General features: G+C 35.1%; 18 protein-coding genes. 7 read left to right on the forward strand and 11 right to left on the reverse strand.

The window, feature by feature from the left end:
- Positions 1-414 precede the first annotated feature (414 nt).
- The 4 genes from Q0X14_RS09790 to Q0X14_RS09805 all read left to right on the forward strand — a co-directional run bounded on the left by Q0X14_RS09790 (position 415) and on the right by Q0X14_RS09805 (position 6,131).
- Positions 415-1,881 carry an amidase gene (locus Q0X14_RS09790; protein ID WP_297837653.1) on the forward strand — a complete coding sequence of 489 codons (1,467 nt, stop codon included), beginning with the start codon at positions 415-417 and terminating at the stop codon, positions 1,879-1,881.
- 387 nt (positions 1,882-2,268) lie between these two features.
- Positions 2,269-2,736: a CPBP family intramembrane glutamic endopeptidase gene (locus tag Q0X14_RS09795; RefSeq protein ID WP_297837656.1), complete on the forward strand. Its 468-nt coding sequence runs from the start codon at positions 2,269-2,271 to the stop codon at positions 2,734-2,736.
- A gap of 125 nt (positions 2,737-2,861) precedes the next feature.
- Complete coding sequence (locus Q0X14_RS09800; RefSeq protein ID WP_297837658.1) at positions 2,862-3,239, forward strand: hypothetical protein; 378 nt, start codon at positions 2,862-2,864, stop codon at positions 3,237-3,239.
- Positions 3,240-3,263: 24 nt separating this feature from the next.
- Positions 3,264-6,131 (forward strand): S8 family serine peptidase, encoded by a 2,868-nt coding sequence (locus Q0X14_RS09805; RefSeq protein WP_297837660.1) that lies wholly within the window; start codon positions 3,264-3,266, stop codon positions 6,129-6,131.
- 55 nt (positions 6,132-6,186) lie between these two features.
- Here Q0X14_RS09805 and Q0X14_RS09810 read toward each other — a convergent pair whose 3' ends face one another.
- Positions 6,187-6,696, reverse strand: a complete 510-nt coding sequence (locus tag Q0X14_RS09810; RefSeq protein WP_297837662.1) for a YkgJ family cysteine cluster protein — start codon at positions 6,694-6,696, stop codon at positions 6,187-6,189.
- Between the two features lie 126 nt (positions 6,697-6,822).
- Here Q0X14_RS09810 and Q0X14_RS09815 point away from each other — a divergent pair, with 126 nt between their 5' ends.
- Positions 6,823-8,793, forward strand: coding sequence for a transketolase C-terminal domain-containing protein (locus tag Q0X14_RS09815; RefSeq protein ID WP_297837665.1), 1,971 nt, complete (start codon positions 6,823-6,825; stop codon positions 8,791-8,793).
- Between the two features lie 91 nt (positions 8,794-8,884).
- Here the strand turns inward: Q0X14_RS09815 and Q0X14_RS09820 are convergent, their stop codons facing one another.
- A complete protein-coding gene (locus Q0X14_RS09820) occupies positions 8,885-9,763 on the reverse strand; it encodes a hypothetical protein (RefSeq protein WP_297837668.1) in 879 nt (292 codons plus the stop codon).
- Between the two features lie 230 nt (positions 9,764-9,993).
- Between Q0X14_RS09820 and Q0X14_RS09825 the strand changes: the two genes are divergently transcribed.
- A complete protein-coding gene (locus tag Q0X14_RS09825) occupies positions 9,994-11,187 on the forward strand; it encodes an EamA family transporter (protein ID WP_297837672.1) in 1,194 nt (397 codons plus the stop codon).
- 44 nt (positions 11,188-11,231) lie between these two features.
- Here the strand turns inward: Q0X14_RS09825 and Q0X14_RS09830 are convergent, their stop codons facing one another.
- The 4 genes from Q0X14_RS09830 to Q0X14_RS09845 form a co-directional block, all read right to left on the reverse strand.
- The gene (locus tag Q0X14_RS09830; RefSeq protein WP_297837675.1) at positions 11,232-12,635 is read right to left on the reverse strand and encodes a T9SS type A sorting domain-containing protein; all 1,404 of its coding nucleotides are present in this window, start codon (positions 12,633-12,635) and stop codon (positions 11,232-11,234) included.
- Between the two features lie 178 nt (positions 12,636-12,813).
- Positions 12,814-14,154, reverse strand: coding sequence for a T9SS type A sorting domain-containing protein (locus tag Q0X14_RS09835; protein ID WP_297837678.1), 1,341 nt, complete (start codon positions 14,152-14,154; stop codon positions 12,814-12,816).
- A gap of 24 nt (positions 14,155-14,178) precedes the next feature.
- Positions 14,179-14,601, reverse strand: a complete 423-nt coding sequence (locus Q0X14_RS09840; protein WP_297837681.1) for a hypothetical protein — start codon at positions 14,599-14,601, stop codon at positions 14,179-14,181.
- A 77-nt stretch (positions 14,602-14,678) separates the two neighbouring features.
- Positions 14,679-16,652, reverse strand: coding sequence for a DUF5666 domain-containing protein (locus tag Q0X14_RS09845; protein WP_297837684.1), 1,974 nt, complete (start codon positions 16,650-16,652; stop codon positions 14,679-14,681).
- A 376-nt stretch (positions 16,653-17,028) separates the two neighbouring features.
- Between Q0X14_RS09845 and Q0X14_RS09850 the strand changes: the two genes are divergently transcribed.
- Positions 17,029-18,246: a tetratricopeptide repeat protein gene (locus tag Q0X14_RS09850; protein ID WP_297837687.1), complete on the forward strand. Its 1,218-nt coding sequence runs from the start codon at positions 17,029-17,031 to the stop codon at positions 18,244-18,246.
- A gap of 84 nt (positions 18,247-18,330) precedes the next feature.
- Here the strand turns inward: Q0X14_RS09850 and Q0X14_RS09855 are convergent, their stop codons facing one another.
- The 5 genes from Q0X14_RS09855 to Q0X14_RS09875 form a co-directional block, all read right to left on the reverse strand.
- Positions 18,331-18,930 (reverse strand): Yip1 family protein, encoded by a 600-nt coding sequence (locus tag Q0X14_RS09855; RefSeq protein ID WP_297837690.1) that lies wholly within the window; start codon positions 18,928-18,930, stop codon positions 18,331-18,333.
- 31 nt (positions 18,931-18,961) lie between these two features.
- Positions 18,962-19,612, reverse strand: a complete 651-nt coding sequence (locus Q0X14_RS09860; RefSeq protein ID WP_297837692.1) for a hypothetical protein — start codon at positions 19,610-19,612, stop codon at positions 18,962-18,964.
- An 85-nt stretch (positions 19,613-19,697) separates the two neighbouring features.
- Positions 19,698-20,888 carry a hypothetical protein gene (locus Q0X14_RS09865; RefSeq protein WP_297837695.1) on the reverse strand — a complete coding sequence of 397 codons (1,191 nt, stop codon included), beginning with the start codon at positions 20,886-20,888 and terminating at the stop codon, positions 19,698-19,700.
- Positions 20,889-20,902: 14 nt separating this feature from the next.
- On the reverse strand, positions 20,903-21,595 hold the full coding sequence (locus Q0X14_RS09870) for an ABC transporter ATP-binding protein (RefSeq protein ID WP_297837699.1): 693 nt from the start codon (positions 21,593-21,595) through the stop codon (positions 20,903-20,905).
- A gap of 8 nt (positions 21,596-21,603) precedes the next feature.
- A complete protein-coding gene (locus Q0X14_RS09875; protein ID WP_297837702.1) occupies positions 21,604-22,818 on the reverse strand; it encodes an FtsX-like permease family protein in 1,215 nt (404 codons plus the stop codon).

A 22,818-nucleotide genomic window follows, 5' to 3' on the forward strand; every position in this document is an offset into this window, starting at 1 on the left:
ATGACATCATTATATCAGATAATGATAGTGGAAATTGTAACAATTGATATGACCGATAATAAAGCACAAACCGCTAACAACGTATTTAACTTAAGGTGGCCAATGTGGTAATTCGAAGCTATGTGTTTTTAAGTAAGTTTATTGCAAGCCGACAAGTAAGTGCTAAGAAAACCGCCACAAGTCATATACGCTCAGCCGTTATCTACCCTCAAACCTGTCTTTTTAATTAATTAAATCTTCATTAACAAAAAAGCTTATCAAGAAATGTGTACTACAATATTCATAATTAAAATTTTTTTGCCACATTAATTTCTGCACAGTAAATTGAGATAAAATATTTTTGCATTATTCCAATCAAATAGTAAATTCCCGTTCAGATAAATAAATTAATTACAAACAAACAGCAGGCAGCAAATGAGTCAATACATTTATAAATCTGCAACAGAATTAGCCGGTTTGATTCGCGAGGGGAAAGCAGAAAGCAGGGATATTGTTAAAGAACATCTTGAGCAAATTAAAAAACACAACCACAAACTGAATGCTCTGATTTCTGTTTTTGAAGAAGAAGCCCTGCTGGAAGCATCGTTGTGTGATAAAGAAGCTAAGGAAGGCAGGTTTCGCGGACTGCTTCACGGAGTTCCAGTTACCATTAAAGAACAATTCTGGATTAAAGGAAAAAAGAGCAACAATAATTTTAAAATGCTTGAAAATTTCGTCGCTCCCGAAGATGCGGTCATTGTCAGCAGAATCAGAAAAAGCGGAGCGATAATTCTCGGACAAACCAATGTTCCTAAAAATTTAACTGATTATCAGGTTGCCGGCGATATTTATCCCGAAGGAAAGAATCCATACAATACTGAATACACACCTGGAGGAAGTACCGGCGGCGGTGCAGCGGCGCTTGCATCAGGTTTTACACCACTTGAACTGGGTGGTGATTTGGGCGGTTCAATAAGGGTACCTTCTTCTTTCTGCGGATTGTATGGTTTGAAGCCCACCGAAAATACAGTTCCTCTGCACGGAAATATTCCATTACCCGAGAATACCCGAACATTAATTGTGCATATGGTTCAGGCAGGTCCGCTGGCAAGAACTATTGATGATGTCGAATTACTCTGGAAAATAATTGCAGGACCGCATGAAAGCGACCGCAACATTCCTGATATAAATTGGAAACCTGCTGAAAAAAAATCATTCAGTGAATTTAAGATTGCCTGGACTGACGGTTGGCCGGGATTTGAAACAAGTACTCAAATAAGTAATGCCATCAGAACTTTTGCAGATAATTTAAATGATAAGGGGTGCAAAATTGAAAAGAAAATTCCGGATGAAACTCTTCATTTCGATTCCCTGAAAGTTTTTGCCGGATTAATTCCGTATATAGTTGCACAGGGAAACAACCCATTTGTTCGTACGCTTATAAAGATGCAATTCAATAAAGGATTGCTGAAGGGAATGAAAAAAGAATTTCCTGATTTGGATAAAATCTTTAGTAGTGCATTCAGATTTGATGCTAATCATTACGGCGAAACGATTCTGCAGCGCCATTTGATTACACAAAGATGGGAGACTTTTTTCAACGAGTATGATTTTCTCATAGCTCCTGTTGCATTCGGACCGGCTTTCAAACGATGTAAGATTGGAAGCAGACTGAATTACGATGGAAAGGAAATGAATTATTTCAGATACGTTTGGCCTTATGTTGCCTGCTTTAATGCATCGGGAAATCCTTCGGTAACAATTCCTTTGGGACTTGGCAAAGAGGGTCTGCCGATTGGTCTGCAGGTAGTAGGAAAATACTGGAGCGAACCGGAACTACTGGGCTTTGCAAAAAAAGTAACGGAAATTACTCCCGGCTTTATTAAACCAAACGGATATTAAATAAATTAGAGAGAATTAAGAGCATTATTCATTTATAAACTATAACAATTGAAAGAAAAAATAAAAAAACTAAAACCGCCGATATTATTTTTAATTCTAATATTGATTCCCTTAAATCAAATAGCATTAAATTATTTATTTAAGTATCGCGTGTTTAATTCGGTTGCAGAATCAACTTTTTTCCTTATACAGCCAACTCTTCTGACAAATCTTTTTAGCCTTGCAGTATTTTCTTTTCTGATTTTTATAAAAGGCAAGCATGATTTATTTTCGGTTTAGTTTCCGAAAGAAAAATGGAAAAAGACTTTGCTGCTTGTCTTTCTAATTTGGTTTGTATCTCAAGTAATAACTTTTATCTGGGTGTTTGTAAGTGAGGGGGCGGTTCGAATGTCTGGCAATATTAACATTCTGATCGGTAGTTTACTCGGACAGTTATTTGGAAATGCAGCTTTTGAAGAATTGATCTATCGGGGGATTCTATTTTTACAATTTTATCTGTTGTTGAAAACTAAAAATAACATAAAGAAATCACTATTCTATTCGGTAATTATATCTCAAATTATTTTTGCATTAATTCATATTCCTAATCGTTTAATTATTAATCAGGTGAATAATCTTGGAACCGATTTAATGATTCTTTTTACTGCGGGTTCGGTATTAACATTAATATTTATTATAACCAGAAACCTTCTGTTTTTAATCGGTATTCATGCATTAATCAATCAACCATTCAATCTCATTGAGACAGATTTTCCGATGAGAATAATCATTTCCATTTTGGTAATCATATCTGCTGCATTTTGGAACAAGATTATGCTGGTAAATGATAATGAAATAAAATCTATTAAAATCTGATAACGACTATATTAAAAATAAAAGAAAGGTTTACGTGGTTTTGTTTTGATTTTCAATCTTTCTTCAACCACTCGTATTTTTAATTAAATAATTTTTGAATAAATTTTAATAATACGGAGCCTCAAATGACAACTGATGAACGCAAACAAATCTTCGATCAGATAAAAAATCTGATGAAGAAATATGAACCGCCTTTCAAAGCAAGAAATGATTTTGATTCCCGTTATGAGCTTTGGTCTGAAAAGGAAATTGAAATTGGCGGAAGAAAAAGAAAAGAAATTTATTTTGCCGGATTGATAATTCAATCAAACTATGTCGGATTTTATTTTATGCCTGTTTATACTGACACTTCACTGAAAGAAATTTTTGAACCCGAACTTCTTTCAACCCTCAAAGGCAAATCTTGTTTTCATATCAAAAAACTGGATAAGAAACTTCTCACACAAATAAAAAAATCTCTGGAGATAGGTTTTAAGCTTTACAAAAAGCGCGGATGGGTTTAATTTAACTTTCAAAAAAGGAGTGCTATGAAAAATAACTTCCGTTTCAGATTTGTGCGCATCGCTTTATTCTTTCTTCCTTTGTTATTATTCGGATTTAATGCCGGTAATTCCAATTTAACAATTCTTGAGAAAGATGGAATAAAATATCTTGCTAATACTTTGGTGCTAAAATTAAAATATATTCCTTCATCAAGTGCAGAAGGAAATGTTAGCTTTAGTCATAATCTTTCTGAGTCGTTAAAATCACTGAATATAAGTGAAGCGAAGCTAATATTTCCCGAAAAATTAAAAGAGAACTCCTCCCTTTCCAGAATAGTAATGATAAAATATGAATCTGAAGTTGACCCGTTTTATATCAGTTCAAAAATTTCCGGATTCAATGAAGTAGAATGGGCTGAACCAAAATTTGTATATGAACTTGATTATGTTCCCGATGATCCAAGTTATGCTTCTCAGTATGCACTTTCAAAAATCAGTGCAGCGCTTGCTTGGGATATAAACAATGGTGATACAAGTGTAGTAATCGGAATTGTTGATACAGGTGTTGATTGGGATCATCCTGATTTGGCTGCGAACATTTACAGAAACTGGAGTGAAATTCCCAACAACGGAATTGATGATGACAACAATGGTTATGTTGACGATATAAGAGGTTGGGATTTTGGTGGTCTGAGTGGAACACCTGACAACGATCCAATGGAAGACCAACCTGATCACGGAACTCATGTTGCAGGAATTTCTTCTGCTGTTACTGATAACGGAATTGGCGTTGCATCAATCGGATTTAAATGCAAACTGATGCCCGTTAAAACTTCCCGCAATGATCAAAGAGGTTCTAATGGTCCTTACATAGTTTACGGATACGAAGGGATTGTTTATGCTACTGATAATGGTGCAAAAGTTATTAATTGCAGTTGGGGTGGAAGCGGATTTTCAATGTTCGGACAGGAAACAATTAATTATGCTTTGTCACAAGGTTCATTAGTTGTAGCGGCTGCAGGAAATTCAAACAGTTCGGGCAGTCATTATCCATCTTCTTACAAAGGTGTTTTATCAGTTGCATCAACAACTTCAACAGATACAAAATCAAGTTTTTCTAATTTCGGATATTCTATTGATGTATCTGCGCCTGGAAGCAGTATTTTCAACACCTGGCAGAATGACACTTATGCAACTTTGAGCGGAACTTCAATGGCTTCGCCATTAACAGCAGGATTGGCTGCTTTGGTATTTTCTCAATTTCCATCCTATAATGCTGAACAGGTTGGAGAACAGATAAGAGTAAATTGTGATAACATTGATAATTTAAATCCGTCATTTCAGTATCAGCTTGGCTTCGGCAGAATAAATGCATTTAATGCTTTGAATAATATCAATTCAATTTCTGTTCGTGCGATTGATGTTGCCTTCAGTGATGAAGCTCCCGGCGGAGACGGAGATGGAATATTTGAAGGCGGCGAAATTATTTCTGTAGCTATCAACTTTAAAAATTATCTCAATCCTACTTCCAATCTTTCAATTCAGCTTGAATCAAGAAATTCATATTCAAATGTTCTTAATGGAAACTTTAATGCAGGTACCGTTGGAACACTTAATGAATTTAATAATTACTCATCAAAGTTTACTTTTTCAATTTCAAACTCGGTTCCTCAGAATGCAAAACTGAATTTCCTTTTAAAGTTCAGTGATGGGTCATACTCTGATTTTCAATGGATTGAAACAATCGGTAATCCAACCTATGCAACACAATCAGTGAATGATGTTGCATTAACAATTACGAGTAAAGGTGCTTTCGCTTTTAATGATTATCCCGATAATCTGCAGGGAAGCGGCTTTAAATATCTCGGGGGTTCGAATCAATTGTTTGAAGGAGCTTTGATTCTCGGAACTTCATCAACAAAAATTTCTGATGCAGCAAGAGGTTCAAATCAAGGTATACAAAATGATGACTTTGCCGTAGTTCAACCGTTTATATTAAATGTGCCGGGTAATATTGCAGATGCTGAAGGTTCGGCAATTATGAATGATAATAATGCCGGTGCAACAAAAATAGGAATTACTGCCAAGCTTAAATCTTATTCTTATTCATCTTCACCCAATAATAATTTCATAATTCTTGTTTACACTTTGATAAATAATTCCGGCACAGCAATAACAAATCTTTATTCGGGATTGTTTTTCGATTGGGATATGATTGACGGAAGCGGTGCGGGCGACAGAACCGAATGGGATAACACATTGAATTATGGCTTCGTAAGAAACACAACCGGTGGTCCGACAAATTATAATGGTGTCGCTTTGCTGTCAGGAACAAACTATGGATTTTATGCAATTAAGAATGATGGTGGTGATGGCGGATTCCAGATTTACGATGGATTTGATGACGCAGAAAAATGGCAGGCAATATCGAGTGGAATCGGAAAAGCCACAGCAGGTCCGGGCGATGTTTCCAATGTTACTTCTGCAGGACCATTTACAATAAATCCCGGAGACAGCGTTAAAGTTGCATTTGCAATTCTTGCTGCTGATGATAAGTCAATGCTCGATGCTGCTGTAAATCAGGCAAGAATAAAGTATCAGGAAATAATTGTTTTGGATGTTGAAGATAATAATTCATTACCAACAGAATTCTCACTCCAACAAAATTACCCCAATCCGTTTAATCCATCTACTACGATAGAATATGTCATTCCGAATGGAGTGAGGAATCTGGTAACACTAAAAGTTTATGATTTGCTTGGGAGTGAAGTAACTACATTAGTTAATGAAGAAAAATCAGCAGGAATTTACAAAGTTGATTTTGATGCATCGGAATTAACATCCGGAATTTATTTTTACAAATTGCAAGCAGGTTCGTTTAGCCAATCCAGAAAAATGATTCTGTTAAAATAGTTCTTTAACCTGATTATAATTTTAATTCAATAGCGAGTCACGACTGGCTCGCTTTTTATTTAAGAAATAAATCTCTCAACCTTACTCTGTTTTCTCCGAAAGGTTTATTTGAAAAATTTTTCTGAATAAGCGCGAGCTTTTCTTCAAATGGTCCGATTGTCCAGCAATCTTCTGCCTTTAAATTTACGATGGGCTCGCCTTCTTCATTAAGCGGACAAATATCTCGCATTTCATATAATTCCTCTTCATTGATTTCTTCAATCCATCTTAGTGGTAATCCCTGAGTTCTGCACACATAAGGACGATGCTCATAAATTCTGCATTCACCTTTATCATTCAGAAAAGCACAGTAACCTTTTGGATGAGGCATTTCGTTGTTCAGTAAGCTCTTGAAGTTTTGTTTTATATTTTCTGCTTCAATTTCGAAAACTGTTATATCATCAACACAGCAAGAAAAACAACCAGCTTTACATTTTAATCTGTTCTTGTGTTTTTCATTTAATAATGAAGTTAGCTTGTCAACTTCATTGTAGAATTTTAGCAATTCATCAAATGATTTTTCCATAAAATTATTTTTTCTTCATAAACTTAACACAAAATTAAAATTAGTTGTGATTATAAGCTTATCTTTTCTCACAAGGCAATAATATTTTTGTGCAGTTAAAAAAACACCATATTCCACGGAGCTTTAATGTTTTACAATCTTATTAAGAAATCAGAATTTGACAAAGTAAAATCACATGGCGGTGATTGGGCAAAACGAATGAAACTGTTTGCTGATATGTGCCGCTACAACACACTTGTTGCAGTTAAAAAAGCTGGTTCAGGCCATCTTGGTTCTTCACTTAGTGCAATGGATATTGTAACTTATCTTTATCTGAATGAACTGAATGTTCTTGAAGTCGGACTCAATTCTCCTGATCGTGATATTTATTTTTCATCAAAAGGGCATGATGTTCCGGGACTTTATTCATTGTTCTATGCACTTGGAATTCTTCCCGAAGAAAAATTATTAATGTTAAGAAGATTGCACGGACTTGATGGTCATCCGGAAGTTCGTCAACCCGGAATAGAAGCAAGCACTGGTTCACTCGGAATGGGAATTTCGAAAGCAAAAGGAATGGCCTGGGCAAAAACTTATAATAAAAACAAAGGCAATGTTTATGTTCTGACAGGTGATGGTGAATTTCAGGAAGGACAAATTTGGGAATCACTTCAGGCAACAGCCCATCAGAAAGTGAATAATGTTACTGCTATTATGGATCACAATAAATATCAGACTGATATGCTTGTCGCTGATGTGAATAACATTGAAGATGTGGTTACAAAAGTTTCTGCTTTTGGATGGTATGTTGTGAGAATTAATGGACACGATTTCAATGAACTTAAAAAAACTTTTGATGCTCTTAAAAAAATTACAAACAAACCAAAGATGATTATCGCCGATACAATAAAAGGTAAAGGCGTTTCTTTTATGGAAAAACCTTTAACAGAAACATTTCAGGGAAAGACACTTTATAAATGGCATTCCGGCGCACCTGATGATGAAAGCTATATTAAAGGTTTGAATGAACTTTCAGAATCAATCAACAAACTTGCTCAGGAACTTGGTATTGATAAAATCGAAATTCCCGAGAACAAAACCGAAGGCAAAGTTGCAACAAAACTTGATAAAGAATTTGTAACAGAAGCTTATGGCGAAGCATTGGTGGAACTCGCAAAGACAAATAAAAAATTTGTTGTGCTTGACGGAGACCTTTCTGCAGATTGCAAACTTCGTAACTTCGAAAAAACTTATCCCGACAGATTTATAGAAAACGGAATTGCCGAACAAGATATGGTTTCAATGGCTGGCGGACTGGCAAGAATGGGTTTGATTCCGATTGTGAATACATTTGCAAGTTTTCTTGCAGCAAGAGCAAACGAACAGATTTATAACAATGCCGGTGAGAAAACTAAAATAATTTACACTTGTCATTTTGCAGGAATGATCCCTGCAGGTCCGGGCAAATCGCATCAAAGCGTAAGAGATATTTCTTTATTTGGTGCATTACCGAATGTAACAATTATTCAACCGTGCAATGCTCAGGAAACCAAATGGGCAACTGACTATTGCATTAATGTTGCAGAAGAAAATTGTGTGTTGAGATTGGTCATCGGTCCATCTCCTGAAAGAATTCAACTACCTGATGATTATAAATTCAAAGTTGGAGTTGGTGCACAACTGACAGAAGGCAATGACGCTATTCTCTTTGGTTACGGTCCTGTTATGCTTCACGAAGCACTTGTAGCTGCGGACTATCTGAAAAAAATCGGATTCGGTTTGAAGGTTGTGAATATGCCTTGGCTGAATAAAATTGATTTAAATTGGTTGAAAGATATTGTAAAAAATCAGAAAAGAATTTTTGTATTGGAAGATCATTCTGCTATTGGAGGATTAGGTGATCGAATTTTAAATGCATTGGTGGAAATTGGTGAAATTAGTGGCAAAGAATTCACCAACTTTGGATTGCGTGAATATCCCGAATGCGGAACACCATTAGAAGTTCTTGAATATCACCAGCTTGACGGAAAATCATTAGCAAAAAGAATTTCTGGTGTTAAAGATATTGAAACAGCTGAAGCAGTAAAACAAAAATATACTGCAGATGCACCGCAATGATAATTGGTTAAAACTCATCTTGTACTGATGTTATTTTAACCAGCGTTTTTATTACTGATTTATCATAGTGATAAATTTTTTAAGCAGTCTATTATTTCAAAGTAAGAATGGTTTCTGCCAAAACATATTTATCACTGGATTTATCCCACAACTTTGCTGTTAGTTTTAATGGGTTATTTGCCTCAGATCCATTAAACCAGAAATTTGCAGAAACTCTGTCTTTGAAGCTATCAGCATCTATTCCCGAATTTTCATAATCTTTAAATAAATCTTCATCAAATAAAACTACTTCATCCCTTCCATCTTTAATTTCAAGACTTAAACCAGGAAATATTTTGTTGTCAGTTTCTGAAAATTCTTTCATGCCCTCAAAAATTAAGAAAATATTATCTCCAAAAGTGATTACATTGTCAGTAATAACTTTTTGATTCTGGTCAGAAAAAAGATATAGTTCATCATAGTTGCAATTGTGCCTGGCAGCTTTGATTTTTTCATTTGGTTTCACTTCGAAATTCATCTCCGCTGAAAATTTCCCATCACCTTTTTTATCCCAGATATTTATGAATAAACTATAACTGTTCCCCGAGCGAATCGGTCTTGCAAGCGTTAAATCAGCTTTAAGAGTTGGAGGATTTAATGTAACTCCATCTGAATATTTATCATAAACATCATCTGCTTTGATAATTGTATCTTTATTTCTGTCTGTTACAACGATACTCATTCCGGGAAAAATTTTTCCGTTTGATTCATTAAATCCTTTAATGTTACTAAAATTAAAAGAGATTTCTTCTCCGAATATGAATGAGTTCCTTTGAATCGTTTTATCACCGGAGAAAATAGTAACTTCATCACACGAAAGCCCATCACCTTCGGTCGATAATCCTGTTATCAAATCTTTATGAACAGATTTTCTTGTATCACAAGAAAATGTCAGAAGAATTATTAAGAATGCAAAAAATAATTTTTTCATTTTTGTCTCCTGAGATTATTATTTATTAACCCTTGATTACGGAAGTGGAATTAAATGCAGTACAATCTTTCAAAAGAAACATAAATTTTTTTTGTTGTTTTATCAATTAACATTCATCAAATAAAAATTTTTATTAAATATCACAGAGTTTGAAATTTAAACCTTCACTTCTTAAAAAAACTTTAATTATTTTTCGCACCTGTTATTTACAATTTCATCAGGCAGTTTTTATGGAATGGATTTTAATTATCATCTGGCTCCTGATTATAAATGGTGGTCTTGGTGGTCAGTACATTTTGAACTGGATGGGCAATCAACCAGACTTTACCGGCGGAAAGAAGATTGATATATCACCGGGAGTAATGACCTGGTGGCGTGAGTTATCAAAACTTGCCTGGGCTGTTGTAGCCGTAACAATTGAAGTTATCCGTGGTAAAGAAATCAAATATCTTTGGCCGGGATTTCTTTCGCTTTCTACAATTATCATCTGTGCATTTACAGGAGTAATTGAGAACATCGGATTTTTTTATTTACCAAGATATTACTCGCCTCATATTTATGCGCCTTATGTAAATGTTTATCTCGCATTTCTTCCTTTCTTCGGGAAAATTTTATTTAATGCTCCAATCAGAAAAGAACATTGGATTGGAATTACATTAGTGATAATCGGACTTGCTATACCACATCTTCCAAGATTTTTTTCAAATTCTCAATCTCATGCAGTTTTCGACTCAACTGCTATAATCTGGATCTTAGTTATTAATGGTTGTCTTCTTTCCCAGCAAGTATTGAACAACAAAACAGTTCAAACAGCTTTGCCGGGCGTTGGTCCGAATGCACTTGTTGTGTGGAGGGAAATCTGGAAAATGATCTTTATTTCAACAGCGATTTTTATCATGCCGGTTATCGGTAACCTGTTGCATGCAAATATGCCAACGAGTGTTGATAAGAAAGAATTTGAAACCCGGATTCTTGCAAAAACTGATGAACATAAAAAAGATGTATTGTTAAATTATTATTCACTTCAGGAAGACGAGTATGTCTTAAGAAAAAATATTTCCGAGAATGACGAGTTTGCAATAAAAGAAATAATAAAAGAAACTGAATACAACAGATTCTTTGCTCTGTTTGAAGGAAACATATTACCAAACAATTGGTTACCGATATTGTTTGTGATTGCTGCCGGTTTGACGGGATATATCTATAGTTTCGGTTTCTTTAAGTTATCAAGATTTGCTGCACATTTCTGGGTACCTTACACTAATGTTTATCTTGCATTACTTCCATTTATTATGATTTTGTTTGGAAGAGAAGTAACTGGTTATCAGATAGCTGGAGCAGTTACCACAACTGCTGGCTTAATGGTTGGAGTAATGGATTATAGCAAAAACAAGGTAGTTGAGATAAAGAAAAAGTATGAATAGAAAAGTGGGAGTATAGGTTCCTCCCACTCTATCCACCGATAATATTATTTTATTAAAATCATTTTCCTGCCAGCAGAGAACTCACCTGCCTGCAATTTGTAGAAATATACTCCGCTTGTCAATTGCGAAGCATCAAATGTCACTTCATAGATTCCCGCCTCTCTGTATTCATCAACAAGTGTTGCTACTTCATTACCAAGTACATCATAAACTTTTAATGTTTGATGACTGCTGACCGGCGACTGCCAACTGATTATTGTACTTGGATTGAATGGATTCGGATAATTTTGCTTTAGATTAAAGTCAGAAATTATAGATACCCCTTCTGATATACCTGTTGTTCCTTGTCTGTCCAGAAGGAATGCTTCCCGCCTTTGCGTGGCAGCGTTGAAACCATAGCCGGTAATATATCTGCCATTGGGCGATATGGCAGTAGCATTTTCAAGAATTGACCCATCCTGAAGCAGGTCAGCATAATAGTAGTTCAGACTGCGTAAAGTTGCTGGGACAGTGAAAGCATCCCACAGGATGGCGCGGTCATCATCCTCGTAAGGAGTATTCTGTAAATCATAATGACCCACAATGTATCTGCCTGTTGATGATACATCGTTTGCAAAAGTGCTTGGTCCGAATGAAGGCAGCGCAACCATTCCGGTCGTATTTCTCCACCTGAATGCCCGGTATTCACCGTTTGCATTGGTAGAATAACCTACAATAACGGAGCCATCAGATGAAATGGCCGTTGCTACACTAATGTTACCACCAAGCGTGCCTAATAAGTCGGGCTGAGAACCAGGGTCACCAGATACACGAAATGCTTTACGTTGGAAAGAATTATTGGGATCATCTTCCAAATGCCCTACCATCCAGGCACCGGAAGATGATAAATCTGTTGGGGTTTGGTGAGTGGTTCCATTATATACATTAAGATGTAACATGTCAATCATTTGGGTGGTATAGATATATGCACGTTGAGGGTTTGATGAATCGTTGTCGAAATAGATTCCTGCGATAAACGAACCATCATCGGAGATGGCCGTTGCTTGATGGCGATTAACATCTTGCGAGAATGCCTGCAACGCTACCATACCTGTTGCCTGTGTCCAACGAAATGAAAGCCTGTCAAGGTTCAATAATTTTGAGTAACCAACAATTATGCTTCCGTCTGCAGAAACAGCGTTGGCAACACTTTCATCACCACCGAGGGCGCCAAGATTTACCATTCCGCTTGTGGGTGACCATGAAAAAGCCCGCTTGCTGGCATCAGAGGTATAAGAATATCCCACTACCACTGGTCCTTCATCCGAAACATCTTTGGCAATACTGGTATTGCCTCCCAACGTACCCAGCCAGGTTAAGGATTGGGAATAGAGTGTATTAAAACAGGAAATGATTAATAAAAGATTAGCAATCAGCAATATTTTAAAAAAAGTAACTTTTGCAAACATTGCACAAAGCCTCCTTCTTTTTTTCGAAATTAATTTTTTTTGACAATTAATGCAAGAGTTTTAGTTCAGGAAATTATTGGCGGGTATAAATATTTTCTCATACAATAATAAAGCGAGCCATATCGGCTCGCTTTTCTGCATCACTACTACATGCATCGGGGGAGGGTGTGAGTGAGGGTTATTTCATTAAAGTCATTTTTCTTGTCAGATTTATGCTTCCGGTTGAAAGTTTGTAAATATAAATTCCGCTTGGTAAATCAGATGCATTGAACTCAACCTCATGACTTCCTGCAGGTTTTGTTTCATTAACAAGTAGAGCAACTTCATTTCCCAACATATCGTAGACTTTTAATATGGTATGAGCACTTACAGGTGATTGCCAAATAATTCTTGTAGTTGGATTAAATGGATTGGGATAGTTTTGCTCAAGTGAAAAAGCATCGGGGATTAATTGATTTTCATTTACCGATGTTGCTCCCGGCCATTGTATATCGGTGAAATTAGTGTTATGTGAAAAGTTAGAAACAAAATCTCCGTTAGGAGAATTAAATGTTAATCTCCAAGCATGATCTGTTGGGGGAGGATTATAAGTACCGTTGCCATTATGGTCGGCATAAAAGTCAATGTTATAATCCTTATTAAGATCGAACCCCGGTATAAAAACGGAAAAATTGGGAACAAGTATTTCTGGTAACGAAAACCGGCCAACTTCTTCGGAGTTTTCTACTTTTACAACTCTCAGCTCAAATAGCTGTCCTAAATGAGGATTCATCGAAGCCAGGTTAACAGTTAATAAATATTTCCAGTTTATATCTTCGAAAGAAGTATTGTGGGTAAAAGATAAATCAACATTTCCCGCAGTATAGTTAAAGCTTAATTTCCACGCATGATCAACAGGCGGCACATCGTATAAACTGTTCCCATTATGATCTGCATAAAACTCAACACTATAATCACCGGGTTCACTTAAACCTACAATTTGCACCGGGAAAGAAGCAGAAGCTATTGCGGGAATTTTTATTCTGCCTATTTCTTTTTCAAGAGTGCTGTTTTCTACTTTCAGTTCAAGCATTTGACCTATGTGCGGGGTCATACCGTTAAAATTGACTGTAAGGACATATTGCCATTTTATATCTGTAAAATTAGCATTATGTGAAAAGTTTAGTGTATCATTACCGATTGCATTATCAAGATTTAATCTCCACGCATGGTCTGTCGGTGGCGCATCGTATAATCCATTTGAATTATGATCTGCAAAAAAGTCTATAAAATAACTTCCTCCGACATCAACTGCCGGTAGTGTTATGCTGAAATTTGCCGAAGAAATTAGAACCACTGTTCTGTCAGTCTCACGCAGAGTGCTTTTATCAATAACCCTTAAATAAAGATTTTGATTTAAATGTGGCGACATATTTGAAAAATTCACAGTAACATTTTCATGTTGTACGGATGAAAATCCTGTTAGTATAATAGAAAAGAAAAAAATTACTAATAGTTTTAATGTTAAGTTGTATTTCATAACTCACCTCTCATTGTTTTGTTATTAATTATTTAGAGCTCCTTGATCAATCCACCTGGCTATACTATCAATAATTGCAGCTGAAAGTGGAGAACTGTTTAACGGCATTCTTGGATTAACTTCACCCTTTAAAATTTTTATAAGTAAACTGTTTGTGCTATTGCCAGGCTCTACTCTTTTAAATTGTGGAAACAAAGCACTTTGTACACCTACCAGATTATTATAAGATACTCCGGGTTCGAGAGTAAGATTTCCCTGATTGGCAGTAGACGAGTGACACTGAGCACCGAGACAATTATTAAAGACTTTTACCTGAAGCTCGCTGAATTTTGCTAGTGGTGCATTTGAATTATTTGTTGATGGTGCTGTTGCCTCTTCGTCTGAACAAGAAATAAGTATTATTGAAATAAGACTTAACAAAACAGAAAATGATTTTATTTTATTCATATTATTATCCTTAAACTTTAAGATGTTTTTTAGTTTAATTGAGGCGACTTAAAACAAGCCGCCCCAATAGTTATGTGTTATTTTAACAACATCATTTTTCTGACTAACAATTTGTTACCACTTTCGAGTTTGTAGAAATATAATCCTGAGCTTAATCCATTTGCATCAAAGTTTATTGTATAGGTTCCTTTACTCATATTACTATTTATGAGTGTTGCAATTTCTTCTCCAAGAGAATTGTAAACTTTAAGAACAACTTGTTGATCAACAGGAATTGTGAAAGAAATTTTTGTTGTGGGATTAAATGGGTTCGGATAGTTCTGAGTAAGCTCAAAACCATCAGCTACAGTTATTGCTTCGTCTATTCCGGTTGGAGATGTTACCATTGATCTGATCTGAAGAGCCGTGTTACCCGAAGAACCTTCAGTTGAAGCCCATACGATAACCTGCTGACCATTACTAAGCTGATTTGAGTTTATGAAATTATAATTCAGATCAACTATTATCGTTTGATTTGTAATGTTATATGTTCCTGTGGGAAGTTGAATTGATGTTCCGTTAACAACTCCAATGAAACCATTTATTTTGGAAAAGCTTCTTGAGTCTTCAATTTTTATTCTTAAAGCTAACAGAGAATTGTTTGGAAGTCTGGTCATTTTAACTTCAACAAACAAATCAACAGCCAAATCTGAAAATGTTATTGATTGATTAGCATGATTCAGAAACACTGTGTTTGAATTTACAAATACAACCAATCCATTTATTTCAATATTATCTGAGTTGATAGCGGTAATTCTTCCGAATATTTCAATATCTTCATTGTTTTCAAGCTTGATACGAACTGCTTTAACCGAAGTTGAACTTGTTCTTAAACCTTTAACTTCAACTAACTGTCCGATCTGAAGAGATGAGTAGCTGATAGGATTGTTCTGATGATCAAACACCTGGGTTGAATTGTCAACATCAAAAGCCACACCCGCAACCGTTATTGAAGTGGTACTTAAATCAGTAATGGTTCCTCTGACTTCAACTTCATTAGTTATAAAGTCCTCCATTTTCATACGACTTGCATAATGTGAGCCATCCTGTCTTTTGAATCCTTTTACCTCTACCAACATTCCTACAGAGAAGAAACTAAGAGTAGTCGGCATTCTGTTGTTATCAAGAAAAACTGTGTTTGAGTCGGTGTTGAAAGTAATTCCACCAACAGTTACATCATTCCCAATAATACTTTCTATTTTTGCTTTTAACTCAATTTGGTTCTGGGGTGTATCTTCTAATTTTATTCTTACCGCAAGAAACGAACTATCCAATTGGCGATATGCTTTTACTTCAACAAAGTCTCCGACATTCAATTGAGAAAATGTGATTGGAGAATTGTTATGGTTAAGAATTACAGTTTGGGAATTGACTAAAAATTCTTTTTGTCCTACAAATACACTATTAGCTGTTTTCGCATCTATAAAACCTTTAAGTTCTATTTCGTTGCCGTGTTGATTATTGTGATCATCTTCTGTTTTAACTCTGGTGGCGAGCAGATTTCCTGCCTGCAGAGTTGCTTTAACTTCGAGGAGCATTCCCACCTGAATCATATCAAATGAAAATGGGTTTCCGCGTCTGCCCCGATAAACTGTATTTGCATCAACTAAAAATGTTGTCCCGTTAATATCAAAGGAATTAGAATTCTTTGCAGTTACATATCCGGTTAATTCAACTTCATTCGGATTATTAGGATTGTCTTCCCATTTCACTCTTGTTGCAAGATATGTCCCATCACCACGATTATTCCCTTTAACCTGAACAAGATCATTTAATTGAAAAAAAGAAAACGGAACTGTGTTCCCATTTGGTCCTTTGAGCTCGGTGTTTTGATCAACATAAAAAGTATAACCCTGAACAACCAGCCAGTCATTTCCTAGTTGAGTTATGTTACCTGTTAATTCAAGATCCTCTGCAAATAAATTTGCACTGATTAACAGAAATAAAAGCGATATCAAAAAGGTTTTAGAGTTTTTACTAAAACTGTTTTGTGGAAAATTTTCTTTTTTCATTTTTTACTCCTTGTTTGTGATTATTAAATGCTCTTTGAAACAAGTAGTGTTCAGGTGGGTTGAATAGTGACAATAGAAAAATTAGGATATCAGATACACCTTTCCAGGATTATTTTTTAGAAAGCGATTAAAGTAACATTAGATAACCTTTAACAAGCATTCTCAATTAATTCATTTTAATTACCCTACACTGTTAAGAAATGAGACTATAAAAATTCTTTACACTTCGGCACAATTACTTGTAATTAAAAGAATAATCTTTGTTTTTCTGCACAAATCGAAGGTTTTTAAATCATTCAATCATAAATCCTAATGGCATATCAATTGTAAAACTCGGTCGGTTTATTGTATATAAACAAAATTAAAATCAGGGAAAGTGAAAGATTTAATACATAAAAATATCAGAGAGGTTGCGGAGAATTATTTCAAGAAATCGGATATACAGGAATTTAATTCTTTCTGCGAACAACTTGCCTATAAAACCTCACCTAAAGATGAAGCATCTGAGACAAACAACAAGCAAAGTTTAATCTTTAAAACCCAGGTTGATCTGCTTATCACTTTTGCTTCCAATCGTCTTGAACAAGAAAAGCTTGTTACATTACTTCTTCATCTAAGTAAAACTGCAATAACAATTGGTGAATTCAGCACTGCCATAGAAACGGCAGAAAAACTCGCTGAGATTACAGATGGTCAGAAAGATTATGAAAACATCCTTGCAAATGCTTTATTAACTATTGGAGAAACAAAAAGTCGTCAGGCTGAATGGGAAACTTCCTTTACTCATCTTCGAAGAGCAAAAGAATTATTCCTTAAAAAGAGAGATTTTATTGGCGCTGCAAAGTGTGAAAATATAATCGGAACTATTTATGGTGATATGGGTGATCTTAAGCAGGCAATTGAATCCTTTGAAGAAGCATTAAATCTTGCACAGGATAAAGAAGATTTTATAATGCAAGGTAAAGTTGAAGTAAATCTCGGCATAGTAAACACAATACTTGGGAAATTTGATGAAGCACTTTCATTTTTCCGTAGAAGCTTACTTAATTTTGAGAAAGCCGGCGATAATATGCGCATAGCAGAAATTCATCAGAATCTTTCGATGGTTTATCTTAAAAAAGAAGATTATGATCTTGCATCTAAAGAAGTTGATGAAGCAATTGCAGCATCAAGAAAAATAAACTATCTGCAGGAACTTGGAATTTCCTACATTACAAAAGCTCTTATCTACACAAAGATTTTCGATTTCACATTAGCTAATGCATTTGCAGATAAAGCAATGGAGGTTGCTTACAAACTCAGTGATAAACTTACAATCGCTGAAGTCTATAGAATCAAAGGAATGATACAAAGAAATTTAAAGAACTACACTCTTGCCGAAAATTTCTTACTGACGAGTCTTCGTTTAAATAAAGAAGCAGGCAATCAGTTAAATGTAGCAGAAACTTCAAATGAACTTGGATTGCTTTACAGAGATATGGGAAGAATTAAAGACAGCGAACTGAGATTTAAAGAAGCATTGGAATATTTCAAACAGATTGAAGCTGAACCAGAAATAGTAGAAATTGAAGCAATTATGAAATTACTTAAATAGGTTTTTTCTTGGCTCTCCCCCTAATATGTTCGGGAAAAAGGGTTGCTTTTAACGCTTGCAACCCTTTTTCAGTTTAATGTCTGATTAAAAGCCCTTCATCCCACTCATCATCAATCCGCCAAGCGCAATTGCGCCAACAATAGCTCCAATTATAAAATATACTACAATCGTAATTATAACTACTACAACAGTGTAACCAACAACTTTGTCTGAAGGCGAACCTTTAACTATGTTCAATCCAAGATAGAGAAGATAAAGAGAATACAGGCCAAGGATTGAGAGTATGGCAAGCATTGGGAGAATCTGAAATATTCCGGCAACCCACGCTGCAGTGTAAGAATAAACTACAACTTTCAATGAGCTGACCATATCTTTCTGAGCTCCAAATGATGGAGCTAATGCATCAACAACAAAAGCAACAAGATAAATTCCGGCAAGAGTGAGAACATAATACAGGACTGCATAAATCAATCCATTTACAATTGGAACTTTGAATGATCCAAAAGGACCCAACGAAATTCCCACCAGGGATTGACCAATAAATCCAGCTATAACCGGAATAAGGGCAAGAATCAGAGCATACTTTGTAAACAAATCGGCAACTGTGCTCTGCTCGTTCTTTATAACTTCCCATTCTGTTTTAGGTGAAATGAGAATGTTTTTTGCTCTTTCGAATATGTTCATAGATTTCTCCTATTGTTGGTTGGTGGATAATTTATTTTTCTACTCCAATGTCTTTCATACTTTCGAGTTTTCCGACATCTATCATATCAAGCGCTGCTTTTAATTCATTCATTGTAACATTATTACCATTTAATTCGACGATAAATCGTTTTGCTACAAGCACAGATATCTCTCCATTCTGTGAACTATTGTTATATTTTTCAAATGCTTTATTCCCTTTGTACAAAAAAGTTTTTTCATAACCATTTTCAGTTTCCTTATCAATGTCAGCCATATACCAACCATAAGCTGCAAAAGCAGTCAGGCCGGAAACGCTTCCCAGATCTGTTATTTCAACATCAATACTTTTATTGCCCTGCTCATCATTATAATCTGCTTCTGCTTTGGAAATATTTATTCCCATAGCAGAGGATTTTTCTCCGCTTGCATTTGTTCTTTTAAGATTAGCAATGTTTTCAGGCAATAACGCTTTAAGTTCACGGAAGTCAACAGGAGTAACTTTTTTCCCCTCGTTAAAAGATTCAGATAGATTTTTCATGTTCTCGGCAAAGTTTTCAAGGTCTCCTTTCTTATTGCCGGACTCTGTGTTACTCGTTTGATTCTCGGGATTTTGTTTGTTCTCCCCACAACCCAAAATTAGAAAGAAAGTAAATAAAGATATGACCAAAAAATTTTTTATCATTTATGCCTCCCAAATGATAAAGTTTAAGAAGTGTTTAGTTTATGCTTGTGAAACTTAAATAATTATTACATTCATCTCAATAGTATCAAAATGAATATTTAATCCTTGCAAAAACTGAAGTTCCGTAATCTCCGAATTGTGTGAATTGATCTCCTTTAAAAATTAGTGCAATAAGATACAAATCGAGATTTGTAATTATTGAATAGCTGATTGATGGCACAATGACTTTTGATTTATCGTTTGGATTGAATATTCCGAATATGCTTGCTCTAACCAATGGAGAAATATTGTATGAAAACTCCTGGAAGACTGATAATCTTGCTGGTGAAAGCATTCCGGTTTCAGATGCTTCTTTTATAAAAATTCCGGAGAACTTTTTAACTCCAATGTTATTGAATAGAATTTCTGTATGAATGTAAAATGAATTCGGAAATGTATAATCACCGGAAAGCACAAATGAGAATATATTGTTATTGGAATATGAAATTGGTTGAAGCTCGAATTGGGAATAAAGAAGTTCATACTCAGAGAGTCTTTCAGGTTTTTCCTGAAGTGTAACTTCCCCTCTGAAGCCAGCACCCAAGATATCACCAACCCAGCTAAATCCTGTAATCCAACGATTGTTCTTAATCCCTGCAATAAAATTAAAATCATAATCAAAAGCATTATACGAAATCAAAGCGGCAGAAGTTGGTTTATTTTTTTTCCGATTAGGTGCTAATGCAAATTCGATTTTACTAACTGCACCTGTGTAATATTGAACTCTTAACGCATCGTTGCCCGGTAATTCTTCATAATCGAAATCGAGGATTGACAATGGATTAAATAAATCTGTTGGATTCCAAACCCAGCTTGTTCCCCAGGCAATTCTTTGTCTTCCAACTGTTACCTGAACATCATTTGCATTATAATCAAAATATAATCTGTCAATTTCAGCATAACCAACTGTATTCTGACTTTGCCACACCAACCAATCCATATCAAGCAATGGCTGATTGGTTTTAATTAGTTCAGAAAAGTTGGGAATTTTTTTTATGCTGCTACCAAAAAATGAACGAAAGCGGAATTCAGCCGTTAAAGAAAATGAATCATCAAAAAAATATTTTGTGTTCAGACGGCTGTGAATAATGTGATCGTATAACCGCTCATTCAATTGTGGGTATTCTGATGTGCTGAACAGATATTTTGCGTAACCTCCTGCTTCAAAATTATCCTGAGCAGGGGTTATAGGTGAAAGAAGAATTAATAACAAAAAATACAAAAGTGATTTTCTCATCATCGGAAAATCAATTATTTGTTTTTAGTGACGATATCTTTTTCAATTCTTCCATCACGAAGTTGAATTATGCGATGAGCTCTTTTGATTACTTTTTCATCGTGAGTTGAAAAAATAAAAGTCATATTATGCTTTTCATTTAAGTCTTCCATTAAATCAAGAAGTGACTCTGCTGAAACAGAATCAAGATTGGCCGTTGGTTCATCAGCCAAAACAAAAGATGGTGTGGATGCCAATGCTCTTGCTACAGCAACCCGTTGCTGCTGACCACCGGACAATTCGGTAGGAAAATTATTTATTCGTTCTTTTAATCCAACCGCTTCAAGAAAAGAAATAGCTTTCTTCTCCCTTTCCTCTTTAGATATATTCTGAAGCAGCATAATAAATTCAACATTCTCTTTTGCAGTAAAAACCGGAATGAGATTGTATGCCTGAAAAACAAAACCAATATGATGAAGCCGGAAATTTATCAGCTCATCTTCTTTATAAGTTGATATATCAGTTCCATCAACAAATATTTTACCTGAAGTTGGCTGATCGAGTCCACCAATTAAATTAAGCAGTGTTGTTTTTCCGGAACCGGATGGACCCACAATTGCCGTGAATTCCCCTTTATCTATTTGCAGAGAAACATTATCAACTGCTTTAACCGGAACGATTGTTTCATCATAAATCCTGGAGACATCTGTTAATTCAATCAATTTCATCTTAAACCTCAATAAGTTCTGATTGCTGTTGCTGGTTTTAATCTGATTGCTTTTATAGCAGGATAAATGGCTGCTATGATTGCCGAGAAAATAATCATTATAGTAATTATCGGATAAAAGCTCAAAGGCAAAACCGGATATAAAACTGTTGAGATACTGAATTGTGAAAGTCCTTCGGTGAATGCAGAAAGATTAATTCCCGTTGAGTTCACAATTTCTATTACAATTACACCGACAATTAATCCCGCCATTCCTCCGACTAATGAAAGAGCTATTGTTTCAATAATAATCATTAAAAATATTTTGCTTCGTTTCATTCCGAGTGCAATCAAAATTCCAATCTCACGAATTCTTTCAATCACTGACATCAGCATTGTATTTGTTATTCCAAACAGAAGTGCAAAAAGAATTATTCCCATAAAAAAGTAAAGCTGAATATCAAGAATATCGTAATAAACTTTTATTTCCGGGGCGAGTAATTTCCAATCTTTAACCGAAAGTGTTGGAAATGTTTTTGAAAGTTTTGAATAAATAGAATCAACTTGTTGTAAGGAATTTAATCTTAAGGAAATTTCGTGTGAAAAATCTTTAGTGTTAAACAGACTAAATAATTCATTTTGTTTTACAAAGATCACCGATTGATCATATAAAGAAGATTCTGTTCTATAAATTCCTGCGACTCTGAATGCAGCATATACGATATTACCCTCAAAATCCTGGAAGCTAAGAACTATTTTGGATCTAATCTTTACATCAAGATTTTCGGCAAGCTTTTTACCAATTACAACTTCTGCAGATAAATTAGAATTGAAGTAACTGCCTTCTATTATTTGTTTTTGAATCGTGGTTACTTTACTCTCATCTTCCGGAACTATTCCATTAATTTTAACACCACGAGAAGAAGAAGCAGATGAGCACATTCCTTCAATAATTACTCGTGATGATAAACCACTTATTTCAGGAATTTTTTTTATTTCATTAAGAACAGATTTGAAATCAGGAATTGTATCGTTAAGAATTTTTTCATCTTCAAATTTGCTTGAATGAATCTGAATATGACCAAGCTCTCTGTCAATTGTTGAATTGATTAGCGACTCATACATACCATACATCACAGCACTTGCAAAAAGTCCGCAGCTAAGTCCAGCAGTGATAGCAGCAATTATAATCAAACTTCGTTTCTTATTTCTCCAGATATTTCTCCAGGCAAGAATAAAAAGCAT

It is taken from the genome of Ignavibacterium sp. (assembly GCF_025998815.1).
In the GTDB taxonomy this organism is placed as follows: Bacteria; Bacteroidota; Ignavibacteria; order Ignavibacteriales; family Ignavibacteriaceae; genus Ignavibacterium.

What these genes read in the sequence shown, in the direction of transcription:
- Q0X14_RS09790 (WP_297837653.1), top strand. Translation starts at nt 415, where the DNA reads ATGAGTCAATACATTTATAAATCTGCAACAGAATTAGCCGGTTTGATT.
- Q0X14_RS09860 (WP_297837692.1), bottom strand. Translation starts at nt 19,612, where the DNA reads ATGATAAAAAATTTTTTGGTCATATCTTTATTTACTTTCTTTCTAATT.
- Q0X14_RS09870 (WP_297837699.1), bottom strand. Translation starts at nt 21,595, where the DNA reads ATGAAATTGATTGAATTAACAGATGTCTCCAGGATTTATGATGAAACA.
- Q0X14_RS09855 (WP_297837690.1), bottom strand. Translation starts at nt 18,930, where the DNA reads ATGAACATATTCGAAAGAGCAAAAAACATTCTCATTTCACCTAAAACA.
- Q0X14_RS09825 (WP_297837672.1), top strand. Translation starts at nt 9,994, where the DNA reads ATGGAATGGATTTTAATTATCATCTGGCTCCTGATTATAAATGGTGGT.
- Q0X14_RS09875 (WP_297837702.1), bottom strand. Translation starts at nt 22,818, where the DNA reads ATGCTTTTTATTCTTGCCTGGAGAAATATCTGGAGAAATAAGAAACGA.
- Q0X14_RS09845 (WP_297837684.1), bottom strand. Translation starts at nt 16,652, where the DNA reads ATGAAAAAAGAAAATTTTCCACAAAACAGTTTTAGTAAAAACTCTAAA.
- Q0X14_RS09830 (WP_297837675.1), bottom strand. Translation starts at nt 12,635, where the DNA reads ATGTTTGCAAAAGTTACTTTTTTTAAAATATTGCTGATTGCTAATCTT.
- Q0X14_RS09815 (WP_297837665.1), top strand. Translation starts at nt 6,823, where the DNA reads ATGTTTTACAATCTTATTAAGAAATCAGAATTTGACAAAGTAAAATCA.
- Q0X14_RS09805 (WP_297837660.1), top strand. Translation starts at nt 3,264, where the DNA reads ATGAAAAATAACTTCCGTTTCAGATTTGTGCGCATCGCTTTATTCTTT.
- Q0X14_RS09810 (WP_297837662.1), bottom strand. Translation starts at nt 6,696, where the DNA reads ATGGAAAAATCATTTGATGAATTGCTAAAATTCTACAATGAAGTTGAC.
- Q0X14_RS09795 (WP_297837656.1), top strand. Translation starts at nt 2,269, where the DNA reads ATGTCTGGCAATATTAACATTCTGATCGGTAGTTTACTCGGACAGTTA.
- Q0X14_RS09800 (WP_297837658.1), top strand. Translation starts at nt 2,862, where the DNA reads ATGACAACTGATGAACGCAAACAAATCTTCGATCAGATAAAAAATCTG.
- Q0X14_RS09865 (WP_297837695.1), bottom strand. Translation starts at nt 20,888, where the DNA reads ATGAGAAAATCACTTTTGTATTTTTTGTTATTAATTCTTCTTTCACCT.
- Q0X14_RS09840 (WP_297837681.1), bottom strand. Translation starts at nt 14,601, where the DNA reads ATGAATAAAATAAAATCATTTTCTGTTTTGTTAAGTCTTATTTCAATA.
- Q0X14_RS09820 (WP_297837668.1), bottom strand. Translation starts at nt 9,763, where the DNA reads ATGAAAAAATTATTTTTTGCATTCTTAATAATTCTTCTGACATTTTCT.
- Q0X14_RS09835 (WP_297837678.1), bottom strand. Translation starts at nt 14,154, where the DNA reads ATGAAATACAACTTAACATTAAAACTATTAGTAATTTTTTTCTTTTCT.